Below are 17,684 nucleotides of genomic sequence, written 5' to 3' on the forward strand. Positions count from 1 at the left end.
TTGGTCATGACTTCGCGCATATGCGCTCTCCTTTTCGGAGCGGTTGATCGTGGGCTCACTTCGCCGCGGCGGGGGGTGACTCGCCTTAACGAAAGTCAATCGTGTGTGAATCCGTCGGGAATTCCGCGCGCGGGCCTGGCGCTCAGGCGAGCGCGACGAGCGTGGCGCCGGGAAAGGCCGTGAGCGCGGCTTCGATCGCGACGCGGTCCATCACGCAGGCCGCGGTCGAAAGCGCATCGGCCAGCGCGGCCCGGGGCGCGGCGACGGCGGCGAGCCGCCAGCGCGGCGTGCGCGGTCCGAGCGGATCGAGGATATGCGGCGCGTCGCCCCCGGGGCCGATCCGCGTGCCCGCAGGCGCCGAAGTGGCCAGCGCACGGTCGCGCAGATCGAGCCGCCCCGCGGGAAGGCCATCGGGCCCCACGATCTGCGACCGCCAGGGGCCGCCGCCCGGCCGCTGCCCCATCGCCGCGATCTCGCCCATGTCGACGAGCACGTCGCGCATCCCCTCGGCGCGCAGGAGATCCGCGATCCGGTCGGCGGCATGGCCCTGCGCGATGCCGTTGAAGGTGAGCGCCATCCCCGGCCGTGCGAGGCGGATCTCTGCGGGCGTGACCTCGACCCCCGCCCAGCCGATCAGCGCGCGCGCCGCGCCGGGGTCGTGCCCCTCCGCGATCGCGCGCCAGAGCGGCTGCACCGTCGGGTCGAAGGCGCCCGCCGTGGCGGCATGGACCCGGCCCGCGAGCGCGAAGAGATCGAGGATCTGGCGGTCGGGATAGGCGAGGCGGCCGTCACGGTTCAGCCGCGTCAGCGCCGAGTCGCGATGCAGCGAGAATTGCGCCTCGATCCGGGCCAGCTCGGCCTCGACCCGGGCAAAGATCGGCCGCGCCGCGTGATCGTCGAGCCCGCTCAGCGTGAGCGTGGCGGCGGAGCCCATCGCCGCCCCGTGCCAGCGTGCGACCGGCGGCGCGGCGCGCGCGGGCAGGGCGGTGGCGCAGGCGCTCAGCGCGAGGAAACGGCGACGGTTCAGCATGGCTCACTCCGCGACATTGGGGCGCGGCCGAAACGGCGGCGCGGGGCCGACCGGGGGCCGGGTGACGGCGCGCGGGCCAAGCAGTGCCGGCCCGAGCGCGGCCAGGAAAAGCGCCATCGCCGCGCACCAGAGCGTGGCGGCGGTGAGCGTCAGCGGATCGTGTGCGGCGGGCCAGGCGTTCGCGAGCCAGCGCGCGAGCGTCGCGGCGGGGATCAGCGCGTAAGCCAGGACGACCGGCCGCGGCGCGACGAGGGCGCGCCCGGTATGGCCAAGGCTCGCCCGGCTCATCACCGCAAGCGTCATGCCGCCCACCGCGCCGATGCCAAGCACATGCAGCGCGCCGAAGCCGTCGCCGATCCCGAAGGCGGCGAGCCCGGTGAGCAGATAGCCAAGGCCAAGCAGCGCCCAGCCCAGATGCAGCGCCCAGAGGATCGGCTGGCGCAGGGTCCAGCGACTGCGCCAGCCGATCAGCCGCGCCAATTGCGCCCCCCCGGCGAGGAGCGCCATCGCCCCCGTCACCGGTTCGGGCAGGTCGAGCAGCGCAGCCAGTGCCACGCCGATCGCGGCGGCGATCCCCGCGGCCTCGAGCGGGCGGCGCGAGACGGGCAGTCCGGTCTCGACCCCCTCGCGCAGCATCGCGTTGCGGGTGAAGGCCGGCGTCACCCGTCCGCCAAGCACGGCGATCATCGCGCAGGCGGCGTAAAGACCAAGCCGCAGCCCACGCCCCGCATCGCCCCAGCCGAGGCCGAGCCAATCCGCCTGCACCAGCGCCTCGCCCGCCTCCATCAGCGCGATCAGCGCGAGGAACATCAGGTTCTGCGGCTTTGGCCGCTTGAGCAGCTGGGTCAGGAGCTTCGCGCCGAGCACCGGCAGAAAGCCGAGGTCGATCACGGCGACGAGCGCGGGCGGCAGATGCCCCGACAGCGCCGTGGCGATCCGCCCGGCAAGCCAGATCCCGGCGACGCTCGCGATGAAAAGATGTTTCGCCGCCTGCGCCCCGGTCCAGTTCGGCACGGCGGTGAGGAAGAAGCCGCCCATCGCGGCGGCGGCGTAGCCGAAGATCATCTCATGGCCGTGCAGCGTGCCGGGCGCCACGGCGGAGGGCGGCAGCGCGACGAGATCGGCGAGCCAGAGCCCCCACCAGAGCACCGCGATCAGCCCGAAGATCCCGGCGGCGAGAAAGAAGATGCGGAAGCCTTCGCCGAAAAGGCGGGCGGGAAGGGTCATTTCGGCGCTCCTGCGGCGGGGGATGTCGGGGCGGCGGCACGGGCGCGGCGCTTCAGCACGGTGCAGCCGGTCGGGTCGTGGTAGATCACCTGACAGCGCAGGCAGAGCACGCATTCATTGGGGTTGATCCGCCCGAGCGGGTCGATCGCGCCCACCGTGCAGGAGGGCTCGCACAGCCGGCATTCGCGTCCGCATTGGGGGCGGCGCTTCAGCCAGTCGAAGATCTTCAGCTTCGCCGGAATCGCGAGGCCGGCGCCGAGCGGGCAGAGGTAGCGGCAATAGAACCGCTCGATGAAGAGCCCGGCGCCAAGCAGCGCCAGCACGAAGAGCACGAAGGGTCCGGCGCGCAGGAAGCGCAGCGAGATCGCGGTCTTGAAGGGCTCGACCTCGGCCAGCACCAGCGCGTCATGCATCGAGTAGAAACCCAGCGCGAGGATTGCCACGAAGAGGGTGTATTTGATCACCCAGAGCCGCTCGTGCAGCGCTTGCGGCACGGCGATCTGGCGGATGCCCAGGCGCCGCGCGGCGGTGTTGAGCAGCTCCTGCAGCGCGCCGAAGGGGCAGAGCCAGCCGCAATAGACCCCGCGCCCCCAGAACAGCAGACCAAGCGCGACGAAGCTCCAGATCAGGAAGATCACCGGCTCGATCAGGAAGGTCTCCCAGCGGAAGCCGGTCAGCAGCGATTGCACGAAGGCCATCACCTGCACCACCGAAAGCTGCCCGTTGATCCCCCAGCCCAGCCCGAAAAGCGTGGTGGCGAGGAAGCCGATGCGCAGCCGGCGCCAGAGTTTCGGCCGCCGCACGATTCCCTCCTGCGCGAAGAGGATCAGCGTGAGCGCGCCGAGCATCGCGGCGGTGAAGACCGTCTGCACCCGTTTCGCGCGCCAGATCTCGTGCCAGAGCGCCTCGGGTTCGGGGGGCGGCGCGAGGCGGAAGGCATCGGGCAGCGCGTAATCCGCGCCGATCACCATCGCGACGGTGCCGCCCGCCGCGGTGTCGCGCGCGGCGGTGATCTCGACGCGGAAGGGCAGGGTCGGCTCGAACCCCTGCGCCGGCATCCGGAACACCGAGATCTCCTTGGCAAAGGGCGCGCCCGCGATCGCGAGCTTCTTGATCAGCAGGAAATCCTCGGCGCGCGGCATGATGCGCTGCGCGCCCTGCACCACGGCGATCCGCTCGAAACTTCCGCTGCGTTTCCACGCGGTGCCACGGGGCGACTGCACCCCGGCGGAGATCACGATCAGCGCCGTCTCGCCGGGGCCGAGGGCGCCCACCGCCTGGGTGAACATCTGCTGGCCAAGCAGGTTCTGCCCGACGGTCGGCGTGTCGATCAGCCCGGTCCAGAGGTCGAGAAAGGCGCCGGGGCCCGAGGGGACGGGCACGCTCGCCCCGGCCAGCGCGGTCGCGGCGGTGTCCATCGTGACATGCGCCTGCGCAAGGGCGCCCATTGCAAGCAGCGCGTCCCAGTCGGCGGGAGCATAGCTCAGCCGGTCGATGCCGCCGCCCGCCGCGATCAGCCCGCGCCCGATCGCCAGCGTGCGCGCGCTGCGCAGGATGCCGTCGCGGATCACCCCGGTCGAGACCGTGGCGCGGGCGATCACGTCGGGCAGGTCATCGGCGGGTTTCAGGATGTCCTCGCGCGCCGCGGCGAGGTCGAGACCGGCGAAACCGTTCACGAAACGCGCGATGTCGGCGTCGGAGATGCCCAGCGTCAGCACCGGTTCGGAATGGCGCATCAGCTTTGCGCCAGCGATCTTCGCCTGCGGCGTGATCGCCACGAGCACGTCGAGCGGGCGGCCGGAATAGCCGACCGAACCGGCGATTTCCCAGGTCGAGCCGATATAGCCGAGAAGCGCGCCGGTGCCGTCGCGCGCGGCCCAGCCCGGCACCCCGTCGGCGAGGCGCTCGATGCGCACCGGGGCGCTTTGGCCGAAAAGATCCGCGCCGATCGCCGCGTCGGGCGCGGCGGCCTCGATCGCGTCGGAGGCGACCACCCCGCCCGAGGAAAAGCTTTCCGCCCGGGCGGGGGGCGCCGGCGACAGAACCGATGCGAGCGCCAGCGCGGCGATCGTCAGCCCGCGCGCAAGCGACCCGTGAAGGCGCCGGAAGAGGGGGCGGGCGCTTTCCGGGGAGAGGGTCGAGTGGCACATCGCGAGGTTCCATCCGGGTCGGCTGCAGACCCGGGCCGACTTTCGCGACGCCGACCCGCGATCGCATTAACAAAAGTCAAGGAAGCGCGCTCACGGATTTGTGCATTCTCCGCCTCGCCTCACCAGCGAACGGAGAAATTCCCGATGACCACGCTAGCCCCCAAAGCCCGCAGGACGCTGCTTGCGAGTGCCGCGCTCGGCCTCGCCCTTGGCGTTTCCATCGCCTGGGCCGAGGACAAGCCGGTCGGCCATGCCGACGGCCCCGCCGCCGCCTACGAACCCTCGATGACGACGCTTGCCCAGATCAACGTCGAGATCCCCGGCCGCAAGGCCGACGATCCGGTGATGACGCAGGAGGAATACAACGAGGCGAAGACGATCTACTTCCAGCGCTGCGCCGGCTGCCACGGCGTGCTGCGCAAGGGTGCGACCGGCAAGCCGCTGACCCCCGACATCACCCGCGAACACGGCTATGACTACCTGCAGAGCTTCATCACCTACGGCTCGCCCGCGGGCATGCCGAACTGGGGCACCTCGGGCGAGCTGAGCGAGGCCCAGGTCGATCTGATGGCGCGCTATGTCATGCTCGATCCGCCCGCGCCGCCGGAATTCGGCATGCCGGAGATGAAGGAGAGCTGGAAGGTCATCGTGAAGCCGGAAGACCGGCCGACGAAGAAGATGAACGACCTCGATCTCGACAATCTGATGTCGGTGACGCTGCGCGACGCCGGTCAGGTCGCGCTGATCGACGCGAATACCTACGAGATCAAGACGGTGATCGACACCGGCTATGCGGTGCATATCTCGCGCATCTCCGCCTCGGGGCGCTATCTCTTCGTGATCGGCCGCGACGCCAAGGTCGACATGATCGACCTCTGGATGGATCCGCCCTCGACCGTGGCCGAGATCAAGGTCGGCTCGGAGGCGCGCTCGATCGAGACCTCGAAATTCGAGGGCTGGGAAGACAAATACGCGATCGCCGGCAGCTACTGGCCGCCGCAATACGTGATCATGGACGGCGAGACGCTGGAGCCGCTCAAGATCGTCTCGACCCGCGGCAATGTCTATGACGAGCAGGTCTATCACCCCGAACCGCGCGTCGCCTCGATCGTGGCCTCGCATTACCACCCCGAGTTCATCGTCAACGTGAAGGAGACCGGCAAGATCCTGATGGTCGATTACACCGACCTGAAGAACCTCAAGACGACGGAAATCGAGGCGGAACGCTTCCTGCATGACGGCGGCTTCGACAGCACGAAGCGCTATTTCCTGGTGGCGGCCAATGCCCGCGGCAAGGTCGCGGTGGTCGACACCAAGGAGGACAAGCTCGTCACCCTGGTCGAGACCGGCGGCCAGACCCCGCACCCGGGCCGTGGCGCGAACTTCGTACACCCGGTCTTCGGCCCGGTCTGGGCGACCTCGCACCTCGGCGACGACTCGGTCGCGCTGATCGGCACCGATCCGGAGGGTCACCCCGATCAGGCCTGGAAGATCGTCGACAGCTTCTACGCGCTGGGCGGCGGCTCGCTCTTCATCAAGACCTATCCGGGCTCGAACCACCTCTATGTCGATGCGCCGCTCAACCCGGAGGCGGAGATCTCCTCCTCGGTCGCGGTCTTCGACATCTCGAAGATGAACGGCGAGACCGACAAGGATCCCGAATTCACCACGCTGCCGATCGGCGAGTGGGCGGGCATCCCCGAAGGCCAGCCGCGCGTCGTGCAGCCCGAGTTCAACAAGGACGGCTCGGAAGTGTGGTTCTCGGTCTGGAACTCGAAGGACAAGCAAAGCGCGATCGTCGTCGTCGATGACAAGACGCTCAAGCTGAAGACGGTGATCAAGGATCCGCGGCTGATCACGCCGACCGGCAAGTTCAACGTGCTGAACACCCGCACCGACACCTATTGAGCGGTGCCGAAAGACCCGGGGGGGCCTGCTGGCCCCTCCGATCCAGACATTCCAGGAACGGGTGCGCAGATGATGACGACAGGCAAGGTAATGCTGGTGGGGGCGGGGCCGGGCGATCCGGAGCTGCTCACGCTCAAGGCGATCCGCGCGATCGAGGCGGCCGATGCCGTGGTCTATGACCGGCTCGTCTCGCCCGAGGTGATGGCGCTGGTGCCGCCCGGGCGGCGGATGATCTCGGTCGGCAAGGAGGCGGGGTTCCACTCGGTGCCGCAGGATCAGATCAATCGCCTGCTCGTCGATCTCGCGCGCGAGGGGCTGACGGTGGTGCGCCTCAAGGGCGGCGATCCGCTGATCTTCGGGCGTGGCTCGGAGGAGGCGGAGGAGCTGCGCGCGGCGGGTATCGCCGTCGAGTATATCCCCGGCATCACCGCGGCGCAGGGTGCGGCCAGCTCGACCGGCGTGCCGCTGACCCATCGCGGGCTTGCCACCGGCGTGCGCTATGTCACCGGGCACCGCGCGCGCGACGCCGCGCTCGATCTCGACTGGGACAGCCTCGTCTCGCCCGACACCACGCTGGTGATCTACATGGGCGCGGCGAATATGGCGACGATCGCGCGCGAGCTGATCGCGCGCGGCCTGCCGGCGACGACGCCGGCGATGGCGGTCGCCTCTGCCACCACGCCGCGCGAATGCCGCGTGGTCGCGCGCCTCGACCGCATCGCCTGCGAGGCCGAGGGCCTGCCCGCGCCGGTGCTGTTCTTCGTCGGCCGCACCGTCTCGCTCGTCGCCGCGCAGGGGCTGCCCTGCGGCGACTGGCCCGAGCGGCTGGGGGCCGCGGCCCATGCCTAGGGGGCTTTTGCTGCTTGCGGCGCTCGTCGCGGCCCCGGCCTGCGCCGAGGGCATCGGGGCGGCTGATGCGGCGCGGCTCGAACATCTCGTCGCGCAGGATTGCGGCGCTTGCCATGGCATGACGCGCAAGGGCGGCCTTGGCTCGCCCCTCACCCGTGAGGCGCTTGAGGGGCAGGACCGCGAGGGGATCGCGACGATCATCCTCGACGGCATTCCGCAAACCGCGATGCCGCCCTGGCGACCGCTGATGAGCGAGGCCGAGGCCTATTGGATCGCCGATTATCTGCTTGGGATCGAAGAGAAATGACCAGATTTGCCGCGCTTTTCCTGTGCAGTTTCCTTGCCGCCCCCGCGCTTGTCCCCGCCGCGTTTGCAGACGATCTGCGCGCGACCGGCGATCTTGGCGTGGTGATCGAACGCGCCACCGGTTCGGTCCTCGTGATCGACCAGTCCGAGCATGCCGCGATTGCGCGCGTCGAGGGTTTCGGCGATCTCTCCCACGCCTCGCTCGTGTTCTCGAACGACGAGCGTTATGCCTATGTCTTCGGCCGCGACGGTGGGCTGACGAAGCTCGACCTGCTCACCCAGAAGATCGTCAAGCGCGTCCTGCAGGCGGGCAATTCGATCGGCGGCGCGATCTCCGACGACGGCAAGCTGATCGCGGTGGCGAATTACGAGCCGGGCGGGATCAACATTTTTGATGCCGAAACGCTCGACCAGGTCGCCGCGATCCCCGCCGGGGGCAAGGCGCTCGGCCTCGAGGATGCGCCCGGGCGCAAATTCCTGTTCTCGGTCTGGGACACGGGCGAAACGAAGATCGTCGACATGTCGGGGCCGGCGCCGAAGGTCACCACCTTCGCCGATATCGGCCGCGAACCCTATGACGCGCTGATCACCGAGGACGGGCGCACCTATATCGCCGGCCTCTTCGGCGAGGACGGGCTGAGTGCGATCGACCTCTGGGCGAAGGATCCGAAGCCGCGCAAGATCCTGCCGCATTACGGCCGCGGCAGCGAGGAGATGCCGGTCTACAAGATGCCCCATCTCGAGGGCTGGGCCGGCGCGGGCGAGCAGATCGTGCTGCCCGCGGTGCATCACCACGAGGTGCTCTGGATCGACAGCCGCACGCTCGAGGAAACCGGTCGCACCGAGACGCATGGCCAGCCGGTCTTTGCGATGGCGCGGCCGGGGGGGCGGCAGGTCTGGGTGAACTTTGCCCATCCGCTCAATGACACGGTGCAGGTGATCGACGCGATGACGCATCAGGTCACCGCCGAGCTGAAGCCCGGCCCCGCCGTGCTGCACATGGAGTTCACCGCGCGCGGCACCGAGGCCTGGGTCTCCGTGCGCGACGCCGACAAGGTCGTGATCTACGACACCGAAACCCTGAAACCGATCGGCGAGATCGCGGCGAAGAGCCCTTCGGGCATCTTCTTCACCGCGCGCGCCCACAAGATGGGATTGTGACGATGCCGCTGCTTTCCGACCTCGACGCCCGCATCCTCGGTGACTGGCAGCGCGATCTGCCGCTGGTGGCGGAACCCTTCCGGGAGATCGCCACGGCGCTCGGCGTCGCCGAGGAGGTGCTGCTCGCACGGCTCGCCCATCTGCGGGCGACCGGCACCATGGCCCGCGTCGGCGCGACCTGCCGGCCCAATACCGTCGGCGCCTCGAGCCTCGCCGCGATGGCGGTGCCCGAGTGGCGCGTCGAGGAGGTGGCGCAGATCGTCGGCGCCGAGCCGGGCGTGAACCATTCCTATCTGCGCGAGAACGACTGGAACCTCTGGTTCGTCGTCACCGCGCCCGATCTGGCCGAGCGCGACGCGATCGTCGCGCGGATCGAGGCGGCTTCGGGGCTGCGGGTGCTGATGCTGCCGCTCGTGCGCGCCTTCAACATCGACCTCGGCTTTGCGCTTGAGGGGCCGCGCCATGCGCTTTCGCTCGACAGGCCTGCGGATCTCTCGGTGCTGAGCGCGGGGGATCGCGCGCTGCTGCAGGCGCTGACCGACGGGCTCGACCTCGTGTCGCGGCCCTATGCGGCGCTGGCCGCGCGGCTCGGGCTGCAGGAGGCCGAGGTGATCGCCCGGATCGGGACGCTGATCGAGGCGCGGATCATCACCCGGCTGGGCGTGATCGTGCGCCACCGCGCGCTCGGCTGGCGTTCGAACGCGATGGTCGCCTGGAACCTGCCCGAGGAGCGCATCGCCGCCGCGGGCAAGGCGCTGGTGCGCCATCCCGGGGTGACGCTCTGCTACGAACGCGCGCGCCGCCCCGAATGGGACTATCCGCTTTTCTGCATGATCCACGCCCGCGCGCGCAGCGAGGCCTTCGAGGTGCTCGAAGGCGCCGCCGCGCTGCCCGAACTCGCGGGGGCGACGAAACAGGTGCTGTTCTCGATCCGCTGCTTCAAGCAGACCGGTGCGATGCTTGCCGGGCGCCCGACGGCGGCGGTGGCCGCGGAATGAGCCGCGCGGTTCTGCCCGAGGGCGCGCTCGACGCCACCGATCGCGCCGCGATCAACCTTTTGCAGGAGGGGGTGGCGATCGGCCCGGATCCTTTCGCCGCGCCCGCGGCCGCGCTCGGCATCCCGGTCGAGGAGCTTCTGCGCCGCATCGCGCGGCTGCGCGAGATCGGCGCGATCACCCGCTTCGGCCCGTTCTACGACGCCGCCGCGCTGGGCGGGGCCTTCTGCCTTTGCGCGATGGAAGTGCCCGCGGCGAAATTCGGGGAGGTCATGACTTTGGTCAATGCCCACCCCGAGGTCGCGCATAATTATGAACGCAATCACCGCCTGAACATGTGGTTCGTGCTGGCCGCGGTCGCGCCGGAGGGCATCGAACAGGTGGCGCGTGAGATCGAGCGGGAAACGGGGATGTGCGTCCTCCGTTTCCCGAAACTCGAAGAGTTCTTTATCGGCTTCCGGATGCAGCTATGAGTCTCGACCCCATCGACCGCAAGATCATCGCCGCGACCCAGTCGGGTCTGCCGCTGATCGCCGAACCCTATGCCGAGATCGCGCGGCAGGTCGGTATCGCGGAGACGGATCTGATCGCGCGGATGCGTGCAATGCAGGCGGGTGGCGCGATCCGGCGCGTCGCGCTCGCCCCCAATCACTATGCGCTTGGCCAGGTGGCGAACGGGATGTCGGTCTGGGATGTCGCGGAGGAAAGCGCGCAGCGCCTGGGCGCCGAGGTGGGCGCGCTCGATTTCGTCTCGCATTGCTACCTGCGCCCGCGCGCCGAGGGCTGGCCCTATAACCTCTTCGCGATGATCCACGGCACCACCCGCGCCGAGGTCGAGGCGAAGCGTGCCGTGATCGCCGCCCTGCTCGGCCCCGCCTGCCGCACAAGCGACATCCTTTATTCCACGCGCATCCTGAAGAAGACCGGGCTGCGCCTTGCCGAGGGCTGAGACATGTTCCGACTGAGCCAATACATGCGCGAACTGGTGCAGCCGACACCGGTGCGCCGCCGCGCGGGCGGGGTGAAACCGGTGGTGATCTGGAACCTCACGCGCAGCTGCAATCTGCGCTGCCGGCATTGCTACACCACCTCGGCCGACCGGCCGTTTCCGGGTGAACTGAGCCACGCGCAGGCGATGGGCGTGCTCGACGACCTCAAGGGCTTCGGCATCCCGGCGCTGATCCTTTCGGGGGGCGAGCCGCTCTCGCGCTTCGATTTCTTCGAACTTGCGGAGAGGGCGAGGGCGCTCGACTTCCGGCATCTCTCGCTCTCGACGAACGGTACGCTGATCACCGCGGAAAACGCCGGGCGCATCGCCGATCTCGGCTTTGACTACGTTGGCATCTCGCTCGATGGCATCGGCGCGACGAACGACTGGTTCCGCGGCCTCGACGGCGCTTTTGAGGCGGCGCTGAACGGGGTGCGCGCGCTTCTGGCGCGGGGCGTCAAGGTGGGGCTGCGCTTCACCCTCACCGAAGACAATGCCGGAGAGCTTCCCGCGATGCTCGATCTGTGCGAGCGCGAGGGGGTGGACAAGTTCTACCTCTCGCATCTCGTCTATGCCGGGCGCGGCGACAAGCATCGCGGCGACGATACCGAACACGCCCGCACCCGGGCCGCGCTCGATCTGCTGATCGCGCGCGCCTGGGAGGGGCTGGCCGCGAACCGCCCGCTCGAGATCGTCACCGGCAACAACGATGCCGATGCGGTCTATTTCCTGCGCTGGGTCGAGACGAATTTCCCCGCGAAGGCGGCCCATGTCCGCGCCCATCTCGAGGCCTGGGGCGGCAATTCCTCGGGGCTTGGCGTGGCGAATATCGACACCCAGGGACGGGTGCATCCCGATACCTACTGGTCCGATTACACCGTCGGTTCGGTCAAGGAGGCGCCGTTCTCCGCGCTCTGGACCGGGGCCGATCCGATGCTCGCCACCCTGCGCACCCGCCCGCGCCCGCTCAAGGGCCGCTGCGGCGCCTGCGCCTATCAGGCGGTCTGTGGCGGCAACACGAGGATCCGGGCGCTGCAGGTCTCGGGCGATCCCTGGGCCGAGGATCCGGCCTGCTACCTCGGCGCCGCCGAGATCGGCCTTGCGGCCGAGGCCGAGCGCCTGCAAGTCACTCCTTTCCGAGGCAAGAGCCATGACCCAGCGCACCGCTTCTTCTGAGTTCGGGACGCTCCGCGGGGGATATTTGAACACTTTGGAAGCGCAATCGCCGTTTCCAAAGTGGCTAAATATCCCCGCCGGAGGCCTCCTCACCCTCCTCCTCGCGCTGATGCCGGGGCAGGGGGCGGCGGGCCCCGATGGCGCCGCGCTCTTCGCCGAGAACTGCTCGGCCTGCCATGCCGAGAACCGCCTCGGCGGCACCGGCCCCGCACTGATCCCCGAAACATTGGGGCGGATGATGGGGCCGTCGCTTGAAAAGGTGATCGCCGAGGGGCGGCCCGCGACGCAGATGGCGGGGTTCAGGGACCGGCTGAGCCCCGAGGAGATCGCCGCGCTGGCCGCCTATATCTCGACCTCGCTTGCCGAGACCCCGCGCTGGACGGTCGAGGACGCGCGCGCGAGCCGTGAGATGAATGCCGATTACCATCCGGCGGGCGCGCCGGTGTTCCCGGGCGATCCGATGAACATCACCCTCGTCGTCGAGGCGGGCGACCACCATATCTCGGTGCTCGATGGCGACACGTTCGAGGTGCTCGACCGCTTCGCCACGCCCTTCGCGGTGCATGGCGGGCCGAAATTCTCGCCCGACGGGCGCTATGTCTTCGTCATGAGCCGCGATGGCTGGGTGCAGAAATACGACATCTGGTCACTGCAGGTGGTGGGGCAGATCCGCGCCGGGCTGAACAGCCGCAACATCGCGATGAGCGCCGATGGCAAGTGGCTCGCGGTAGCGAATTACCTGCCGCAGACGCTCACGATCCTCTCGACCGAGGATCTGAGCGTGGTGAAGGTGATCGACGTGGTCGCGCGCGACGGCACCCCCTCGCGCGTTTCTGCGGTCTATCAGGCGCCCGAACGGCAGAGCTTCGTGCTCGCGCTGAAGGACGCGCCCGAGATCTGGGAGGTCACCACCGATCCCGAGGGCGGGCCGTTCCACGACGGTTTCGTGCACAGCTACGAGGCCTCGATGGAAGAGAGCCTCGGTGCCGAGAAGGGGCTCTTCGCGCGCCGGCGCATCGACATCGACGAGCCGCTCGACGATTTCTTCTTCTCGCCCGACTATCGCGACCTGATCGGCACCAACCGTGAGGGCACCAAGGGCGAGGTGATCAACCTCGACGTCGGGCGCAAGATCGCCGAACTGCCGTTGCCCGGGATGCCGCATCTCGGCTCGGGCATTTCCTGGATGCGTGACGGGCACCGGGTGATGGCGACGCCGCATCTGAAGGACGGGGTGATCTCGGTCATCGACATGAGTGACTGGCATCTCGTGCAGACGATCAAGATGGATGGGCCGGGGTTCTTTCTGCGCAGTCACGAGGCATCGCCCTATGTCTGGGCCGATGTCTTCTTCGGCCCGCACAAGGACGAGATGCAGATCATCGACAAGCAGTCGCTGCAGATCGTGCGCCGCCTCGTGCCCGAGCCGGGCAAACTTTTCGCGCATGCCGAATTCACCCGCGACGGGCGCTATGTCTTCACCTCGCTGATGGAGGATGACGGCGCGGTCATCATCTATGACGCGAAGACCTTCGAGGAGGTGAAGCGCCTGCCGATGCGCAAACCGATCGGGAAATACAATGTCTGGAACAAGATCACCTTCGATGATGGCACCAGCCACTGAGCTCCCCTCGCTGCGGCGCCTCGCCTTGCTGCTTTACCCGTTCTCGGCGGGGGCGGTGGCGATCAACCTCTTCATGCTGGGGCTGATGGGGCAATGGGTCGGCCTGCCGGCGATCCCGCCGGTCTGGGCAGTGACGGCGGCGGTGCCGCTGGGCGTGCCGGCCACCTGGGCCGCAGCGCGATGGGTGCGCGGGCTGATCGCCGAAGCCGAGGGCTGAAAGCGCGACATCCGCCCCGCCCATGATCCGGGCGAAGACAGCGTTGTCTCTCCAGCGCTTTCTGCGGTTGTCGAGCGTCTTTGCCGGCCGGTATTCCTTTGGGACGTCACATCATCTCAAGCCATTGAGACTGGTGAACACTATCCCACTCAAGACGCCTCGATCATCAACCTCTGGCTGGCCACGTCTCGTCGGAATGAATGGAGTCAGACGATCCATTTGGGCGTCGTTCAGCCAGTGAAGATGACTCAGCGATCAGGCCCCATTGCGGAGCCTGAGGCGCGCCAAGTGCCCGAGATCAATGGGTCTGGGCCCCGGCAAGATGCGGCCGCCGTTCGGCGCGGAGCGAGGTTGTGATTTAAGGGGCGATGAAATGAAGACACGGGCTGCAGCCCGTGCCTCGATCTGGGGCTCTGTCGAGCTTGTTAACCACTCGACCGCGATTTCTGAACCGCATCAGGGGACTGCTGCCGAAGGTGCTTGTCAAGCATGACAGGCCGATTCAGGAATTGCCGCCCGACAGAAACCAGACGGATCTGCCGGGCCCTGTGGCCCCGAACCCGTCGGTCCCATTCGGGGCGAGGTTTGGCGCGTCACTTTCCTGCGTCTCATAGCTTGTTCCGGGATGGCTCTCTGGTGAGGAGGTGGTCATTCAGTGGTGTCTGTGTGGCATTTGTTCGCTATATCTGGTGTGCCTGAGCTTTGCGCCGGATGCTCTTTTCTACGAAATGAGCTTGCGCCCAACGGGATGGAAAATACGGTTCCACCATTCTCAGGGGGGCATTGTGCATACCCGCCTCGCCCTCGCCCGGTGCCAAACGCGCCCTTTCTGGGCGGATATCGTCTGATGTGGATCCTCGTCATGTTCGACCTGTCGACCGACACGAAGCCTCAGCGCAAGGCCGCCGGAGATTTCCGCAATTTCCTGCTCGACGAGGGTTCGAGCGCCGCCAGTTCCCGATCTACGCACGGTTCATCAACGGCAAGGAAGCACTTGCAAGCCGGATCGGCCGGATCGAACGCGCCTTGCCGGACAGGGGCGCCGGCGGGCGCGGGAGGATCCGTCACAACTCGTGCTGTTCTGATGCGAGATGCGCATTTCAACTCACGGCATCCTGCCGTAAAACGCTTTGAAAACAAATGGATGTGGCGGAGTGTAGTGTAGCTGTTCAGACGTCGCGGTCCAGCGGCAACGCCGGGCGCTCGTGTAGATCATCAGGATAGAGTTTAGCTGTTCAGAAAACGCGCTCCAATAGCGATCGGTGAGGATCTGTTGCCCGGGCCGGGAGGTGCCCGCTGCGGGGCGAGGCCGCCTTTCCCGGCCGATCCGAGCCGGGCGCGGAAATATTTCAGCGTGATCACTTTTTCGGGTATGGCCCGTGACCCCCTCCGGGCACCTTGAACTGGCGTCGTGATTGGCACTAGGCAGGTCAAAATTTGCCTCCGCGCGCGGCCCGGTCGGCCGGGGCGGAGAAAGAAGGAGAGTTCACTCATGCAATGGTCCGACATTCTGGCGTCGCGGGCTCTTCGGATGAAGGCCTCGGAAATCCGTGAACTGCTCAAGCTGCTCGATCAGCCCGACATCATCTCCTTCGCCGGCGGCATCCCGGATCCGGCGCTGCTTCCGGTCGAGAAATTCGCCGCCGCCACCGCCGAGGTGCTGCGCGACACCGGCGGGCTGCAATATTCGGTGAGCGAGGGCTTCCTGCCGCTGCGCAAGTGGATCCGTGGCCGGATGGAAAAGCTCGGCATCGCCTGCACCGAGGAAAACATTCTCATCACCTCGGGTTCGCAGCAGGCGCTCGACTATCTCGGCAAGCTGCTGCTGGGCCCGAAGGATACGGCGCTCGTTTCCTGGCCGACCTATCTTGGCGCGCTCGGTGCCTTCAACGCCTATGAGCCGGTCTATGACCGGCTTTCGCTGCGCGGCAACCGCACCGTTGCGCAATATCAGGCCGCGGCGGCCGAGGCGGGGGGCAAGGTGAAATTCGCCTATCTCTCAGCCGATTTCTCCAATCCCACGGGCCTCACCATCACCCGCGAGGAGCGCGAGCGGCTGATCGATCTCGCCGATGAGCTGAACTGCGCGATCCTCGAGGACGGCGCCTATCAGCAGCTGCGCTACAACGGCGAGGCGGTGCCGCCGATCCTCGCGCTCGAGATCGCGCGCAAGGGCGATATCGAGAAATGTCGCACGATCTATTCGGGCTCCTTCTCGAAGACGCTCTCGCCGGGGCTGCGCGTGGGTTGGGTCGTCGCCGCGCGCGAGGTGATCGAACGGCTCGTGCTGATGAAACAGGCGGCCGATCTGCACACCGCGACGCTGAACCAGATGGTGGTGGCGAAGGTCGCGGCCGATGATTTCGACGGCCATGTCGCGCATCTGCGCGAGGTCTATGGCCGGCGCCGCGATCTGATGCTCGATGCGCTCGCGCGCGAAATGCCCGAGGGGGTGAGCTGGACGAAGCCCGAGGGCGGGATGTTCGTCTGGGTGACGCTGCCCGAAGCGCTCGACGGGGCCGAGCTGCTCGCCGCGGCGCTTGCGGAGGAGAAGGTGGCCTTCGTGCCGGGGCGCGCCTTCTTTGCCGATGGCTCGCGCGGCAACATGCTGCGGCTCAGCTTCTCGCTGCATGAAAAGGCCGTGACGGACGAGGGCATTGCGCGGATCGGCCGCGCGATCCGGCGCGCGCTGCAGAAATAGGGGCGGGGCATCCCCGTTCCGTCGGGTCCGGTTCGCCCGGGCTGGACCTTTCCCGCCGATGGACGCATCTTCCCGCCCACCGGCGGCAGGACCGCCCGGCCGGAAATGGATGCGGCAGATGGATGACTTCACCAAAGCACTGGAAACCTTCACCGCGGTGAGCGCGCCGCCGATCGGCGATGCGGAGCTTGCCGCGCGGATCGCGGGGCTGCAGGCGCGGCTGCGTGCGGAAGGGGTGAAGGCGGCCTGGCTCGATGCCTCCTCTTCGCTGCGCTACTACACCGGGCTTTCGATCGGGCTGTCGGAGCGGGTGCATGGCGCGCTGATCCCGGCGACGGGCGCGCCGGTCTACGTCAGCCCGCAGTTCGAGGTGCCCAAGCTCGAGACGATGCTGCGCCTCGCGGGGGAGATCCTGCCCTGGGAAGAGCATGAGGATCCCTGCGCGATGATCGCAGCGCGGCTGGCCACGCTCGAGGCGCCGGGGCAGGGGCTCGCGCTCGATCCGGCGACGCCTTTCCGTTTCGCCGGGCGGCTGAGCACGGCGGTGCAGGGGCCGGTGGTCGCGGCCGAGGCGATGATCGCGGCGCAGCGCCAGATCAAGTCGGCGGCCGAGATCGCGATCATCCAGACCGCGATGGACGCGAGCTGGCTTGTGCAGAAGACGGTGCACGGGCTCCTGCGCCCGGGCCTTACCACCACCGAACTCTGCGATTTCGTCGATGAGGCGCATCGCCGCCTCGGCCTCGCGCCGCTTTTCGTCGCGGTGCAGTTCGGCGAGGCGACGGCCTATCCGCATGGCGTGCCCTATCCGCAGACCCTGACCGAGGGGGACATGGTGCTCGTCGATCTCGGCGGTATCCTGCAGGGATATCGCTCCGACATCACCCGCAGCTATGTCTTCGGCACGCCCACGCCGCGTCAGCGCGCGATCTGGGAGGCGGAGCGGCGCGCCCATGCCGCGGCCTTTGCCGCCGCGACGCTCGGCACCCCCTGCGAGGCGGTCGATGCCGCGGCGCGCGCCTCGCTTGCCGCGGAGGGCTACGGCCCGGATTACACCGTCCCCGGCCTGCCGCATCGCACCGGCCACGGGCTCGGCCTCGACATCCACGAAGATCCGTTCATCCTGCGCGGCAATCTGACGCCGCTCGCCCCGGGCATGGTGTTCTCGATCGAGCCGATGCTCTGCGTCTACGGCGAATGCGGCGTGCGGCTCGAGGATATCGTGCACATGGAGGCCGACGGAGCGCACTGGTTCTGCCCCCCCGCCGAGAGCCTCGACGACCCGTTCCGGTGTCGCAGCCTGTGACGCCGGGTTGCTCCCCGATAGGATCACGCGATAGTGTGATTTCGAA

16 protein-coding genes and 1 pseudogene are annotated in these 17,684 nt (G+C 68.1%); 13 read left to right on the forward strand and 4 right to left on the reverse strand.

What is annotated here, in order from left to right; genetic code table 11:
• Nucleotides 1–142: 142 nt before the first annotated feature.
• From AB7U46_RS04705 to AB7U46_RS04715, 3 genes are read right to left on the reverse strand one after another with little or no spacing between them, the layout of a single operon-like run.
• The gene (locus tag AB7U46_RS04705) at nt 143–1,030 is read right to left on the reverse strand and encodes an FAD:protein FMN transferase (protein ID WP_428335782.1); all 888 of its coding nucleotides are present in this window, start codon (nt 1,028–1,030) and stop codon (nt 143–145) included.
• Nucleotides 1,031–1,033: 3 nt separating this feature from the next.
• On the reverse strand, nt 1,034–2,257 hold the full coding sequence (locus AB7U46_RS04710; protein ID WP_428335783.1) for an NnrS family protein: 1,224 nt from the start codon (nt 2,255–2,257) through the stop codon (nt 1,034–1,036).
• Entirely contained in the window at nt 2,254–4,407 is a 2,154-nt protein-coding gene (locus AB7U46_RS04715) for a 4Fe-4S binding protein (RefSeq protein WP_428335784.1), read from the reverse strand. The genes AB7U46_RS04710 and AB7U46_RS04715 overlap by 4 nt, the downstream gene beginning before the upstream one ends.
• 144 nt (nt 4,408–4,551) lie before the next feature.
• On the opposite strand from AB7U46_RS04715, the gene AB7U46_RS04720 reads away from it, so the two are divergent.
• From AB7U46_RS04720 to AB7U46_RS04765, 10 genes are all read left to right on the forward strand, one after another.
• Complete coding sequence (locus AB7U46_RS04720; RefSeq protein WP_428335785.1) at nt 4,552–6,315, forward strand: cytochrome D1 domain-containing protein; 1,764 nt, start codon at nt 4,552–4,554, stop codon at nt 6,313–6,315.
• A gap of 69 nt (nt 6,316–6,384) precedes the next feature.
• Complete coding sequence (gene cobA, locus AB7U46_RS04725) at nt 6,385–7,164, forward strand: uroporphyrinogen-III C-methyltransferase (protein ID WP_428335786.1); 780 nt, start codon at nt 6,385–6,387, stop codon at nt 7,162–7,164.
• Nucleotides 7,157–7,471 (forward strand): c-type cytochrome, encoded by a 315-nt coding sequence (locus AB7U46_RS04730; protein WP_428335787.1) that lies wholly within the window; start codon nt 7,157–7,159, stop codon nt 7,469–7,471. The genes cobA and AB7U46_RS04730 overlap by 8 nt, the downstream gene beginning before the upstream one ends.
• Entirely contained in the window at nt 7,468–8,631 is a 1,164-nt protein-coding gene (locus AB7U46_RS04735; RefSeq protein ID WP_428335788.1) for a cytochrome D1 domain-containing protein, read from the forward strand. Before AB7U46_RS04730 ends, AB7U46_RS04735 begins: the two co-directional genes overlap by 4 nt.
• 2 nt (nt 8,632–8,633) lie before the next feature.
• A complete protein-coding gene (locus AB7U46_RS04740) occupies nt 8,634–9,629 on the forward strand; it encodes an Lrp/AsnC family transcriptional regulator (protein WP_428335789.1) in 996 nt (331 codons plus the stop codon).
• Nucleotides 9,626–10,099, forward strand: coding sequence for an Lrp/AsnC family transcriptional regulator (locus AB7U46_RS04745; RefSeq protein ID WP_428335790.1), 474 nt, complete (start codon nt 9,626–9,628; stop codon nt 10,097–10,099). Before AB7U46_RS04740 ends, AB7U46_RS04745 begins: the two co-directional genes overlap by 4 nt.
• Nucleotides 10,096–10,575, forward strand: coding sequence for an AsnC family transcriptional regulator (locus AB7U46_RS04750; RefSeq protein WP_428335791.1), 480 nt, complete (start codon nt 10,096–10,098; stop codon nt 10,573–10,575). Before AB7U46_RS04745 ends, AB7U46_RS04750 begins: the two co-directional genes overlap by 4 nt.
• 3 nt (nt 10,576–10,578) lie before the next feature.
• Nucleotides 10,579–11,790: a heme d1 biosynthesis radical SAM protein NirJ gene (gene nirJ / locus AB7U46_RS04755; protein ID WP_428335792.1), complete on the forward strand. Its 1,212-nt coding sequence runs from the start codon at nt 10,579–10,581 to the stop codon at nt 11,788–11,790.
• Nucleotides 11,791–11,899: 109 nt separating this feature from the next.
• Complete coding sequence (locus AB7U46_RS04760) at nt 11,900–13,414, forward strand: cytochrome D1 domain-containing protein (RefSeq protein WP_428335793.1); 1,515 nt, start codon at nt 11,900–11,902, stop codon at nt 13,412–13,414.
• Nucleotides 13,398–13,631, forward strand: a complete 234-nt coding sequence (locus tag AB7U46_RS04765) for a hypothetical protein (protein WP_428335794.1) — start codon at nt 13,398–13,400, stop codon at nt 13,629–13,631. The genes AB7U46_RS04760 and AB7U46_RS04765 overlap by 17 nt, the downstream gene beginning before the upstream one ends.
• Nucleotides 13,632–13,646: 15 nt before the next feature.
• Here AB7U46_RS04765 and AB7U46_RS04770 read toward each other — a convergent pair.
• Nucleotides 13,647–13,883: pseudogene (locus tag AB7U46_RS04770) on the reverse strand (transposase); the annotation flags it as partial.
• Nucleotides 13,884–14,478: 595 nt separating this feature from the next.
• Here AB7U46_RS04770 and AB7U46_RS04775 point away from each other — a divergent pair.
• The 3 genes from AB7U46_RS04775 to AB7U46_RS04785 all read left to right on the forward strand — a co-directional run bounded on the left by AB7U46_RS04775 (nt 14,479) and on the right by AB7U46_RS04785 (nt 17,638).
• On the forward strand, nt 14,479–14,796 hold the full coding sequence (locus AB7U46_RS04775) for a hypothetical protein (RefSeq protein ID WP_428335795.1): 318 nt from the start codon (nt 14,479–14,481) through the stop codon (nt 14,794–14,796).
• 327 nt (nt 14,797–15,123) lie between these two features.
• Nucleotides 15,124–16,332 (forward strand): PLP-dependent aminotransferase family protein, encoded by a 1,209-nt coding sequence (locus tag AB7U46_RS04780; RefSeq protein WP_428335796.1) that lies wholly within the window; start codon nt 15,124–15,126, stop codon nt 16,330–16,332.
• A 118-nt stretch (nt 16,333–16,450) separates the two neighbouring features.
• On the forward strand, nt 16,451–17,638 hold the full coding sequence (locus AB7U46_RS04785; protein ID WP_428335797.1) for a M24 family metallopeptidase: 1,188 nt from the start codon (nt 16,451–16,453) through the stop codon (nt 17,636–17,638).
• Nucleotides 17,639–17,684 lie beyond the last annotated feature (46 nt).

The organism is Paenirhodobacter sp., from assembly GCF_050177655.1.
Classification (GTDB): Bacteria; Pseudomonadota; Alphaproteobacteria; order Rhodobacterales; family Rhodobacteraceae; genus Rhodobacter.

Bases quoted from the DNA above. Each gene is read 5' to 3' on its own strand.
- AB7U46_RS04705 (WP_428335782.1), bottom strand. From the start codon at position 1,030: ATGCTGAACCGTCGCCGTTTCCTCGCGCTGAGCGCCTGCGCCACCGCC.
- AB7U46_RS04710 (WP_428335783.1), bottom strand. From the start codon at position 2,257: ATGACCCTTCCCGCCCGCCTTTTCGGCGAAGGCTTCCGCATCTTCTTT.
- AB7U46_RS04715 (WP_428335784.1), bottom strand. From the start codon at position 4,407: ATGTGCCACTCGACCCTCTCCCCGGAAAGCGCCCGCCCCCTCTTCCGG.
- AB7U46_RS04720 (WP_428335785.1), top strand. From the start codon at position 4,552: ATGACCACGCTAGCCCCCAAAGCCCGCAGGACGCTGCTTGCGAGTGCC.
- cobA (WP_428335786.1), top strand. From the start codon at position 6,385: ATGATGACGACAGGCAAGGTAATGCTGGTGGGGGCGGGGCCGGGCGAT.
- AB7U46_RS04730 (WP_428335787.1), top strand. From the start codon at position 7,157: ATGCCTAGGGGGCTTTTGCTGCTTGCGGCGCTCGTCGCGGCCCCGGCC.
- AB7U46_RS04735 (WP_428335788.1), top strand. From the start codon at position 7,468: ATGACCAGATTTGCCGCGCTTTTCCTGTGCAGTTTCCTTGCCGCCCCC.
- AB7U46_RS04740 (WP_428335789.1), top strand. From the start codon at position 8,634: ATGCCGCTGCTTTCCGACCTCGACGCCCGCATCCTCGGTGACTGGCAG.
- AB7U46_RS04745 (WP_428335790.1), top strand. From the start codon at position 9,626: ATGAGCCGCGCGGTTCTGCCCGAGGGCGCGCTCGACGCCACCGATCGC.
- AB7U46_RS04750 (WP_428335791.1), top strand. From the start codon at position 10,096: ATGAGTCTCGACCCCATCGACCGCAAGATCATCGCCGCGACCCAGTCG.
- nirJ (WP_428335792.1), top strand. From the start codon at position 10,579: ATGTTCCGACTGAGCCAATACATGCGCGAACTGGTGCAGCCGACACCG.
- AB7U46_RS04760 (WP_428335793.1), top strand. From the start codon at position 11,900: ATGCCGGGGCAGGGGGCGGCGGGCCCCGATGGCGCCGCGCTCTTCGCC.
- AB7U46_RS04765 (WP_428335794.1), top strand. From the start codon at position 13,398: ATGGCACCAGCCACTGAGCTCCCCTCGCTGCGGCGCCTCGCCTTGCTG.
- AB7U46_RS04775 (WP_428335795.1), top strand. From the start codon at position 14,479: ATGTGGATCCTCGTCATGTTCGACCTGTCGACCGACACGAAGCCTCAG.
- AB7U46_RS04780 (WP_428335796.1), top strand. From the start codon at position 15,124: ATGCAATGGTCCGACATTCTGGCGTCGCGGGCTCTTCGGATGAAGGCC.
- AB7U46_RS04785 (WP_428335797.1), top strand. From the start codon at position 16,451: ATGGATGACTTCACCAAAGCACTGGAAACCTTCACCGCGGTGAGCGCG.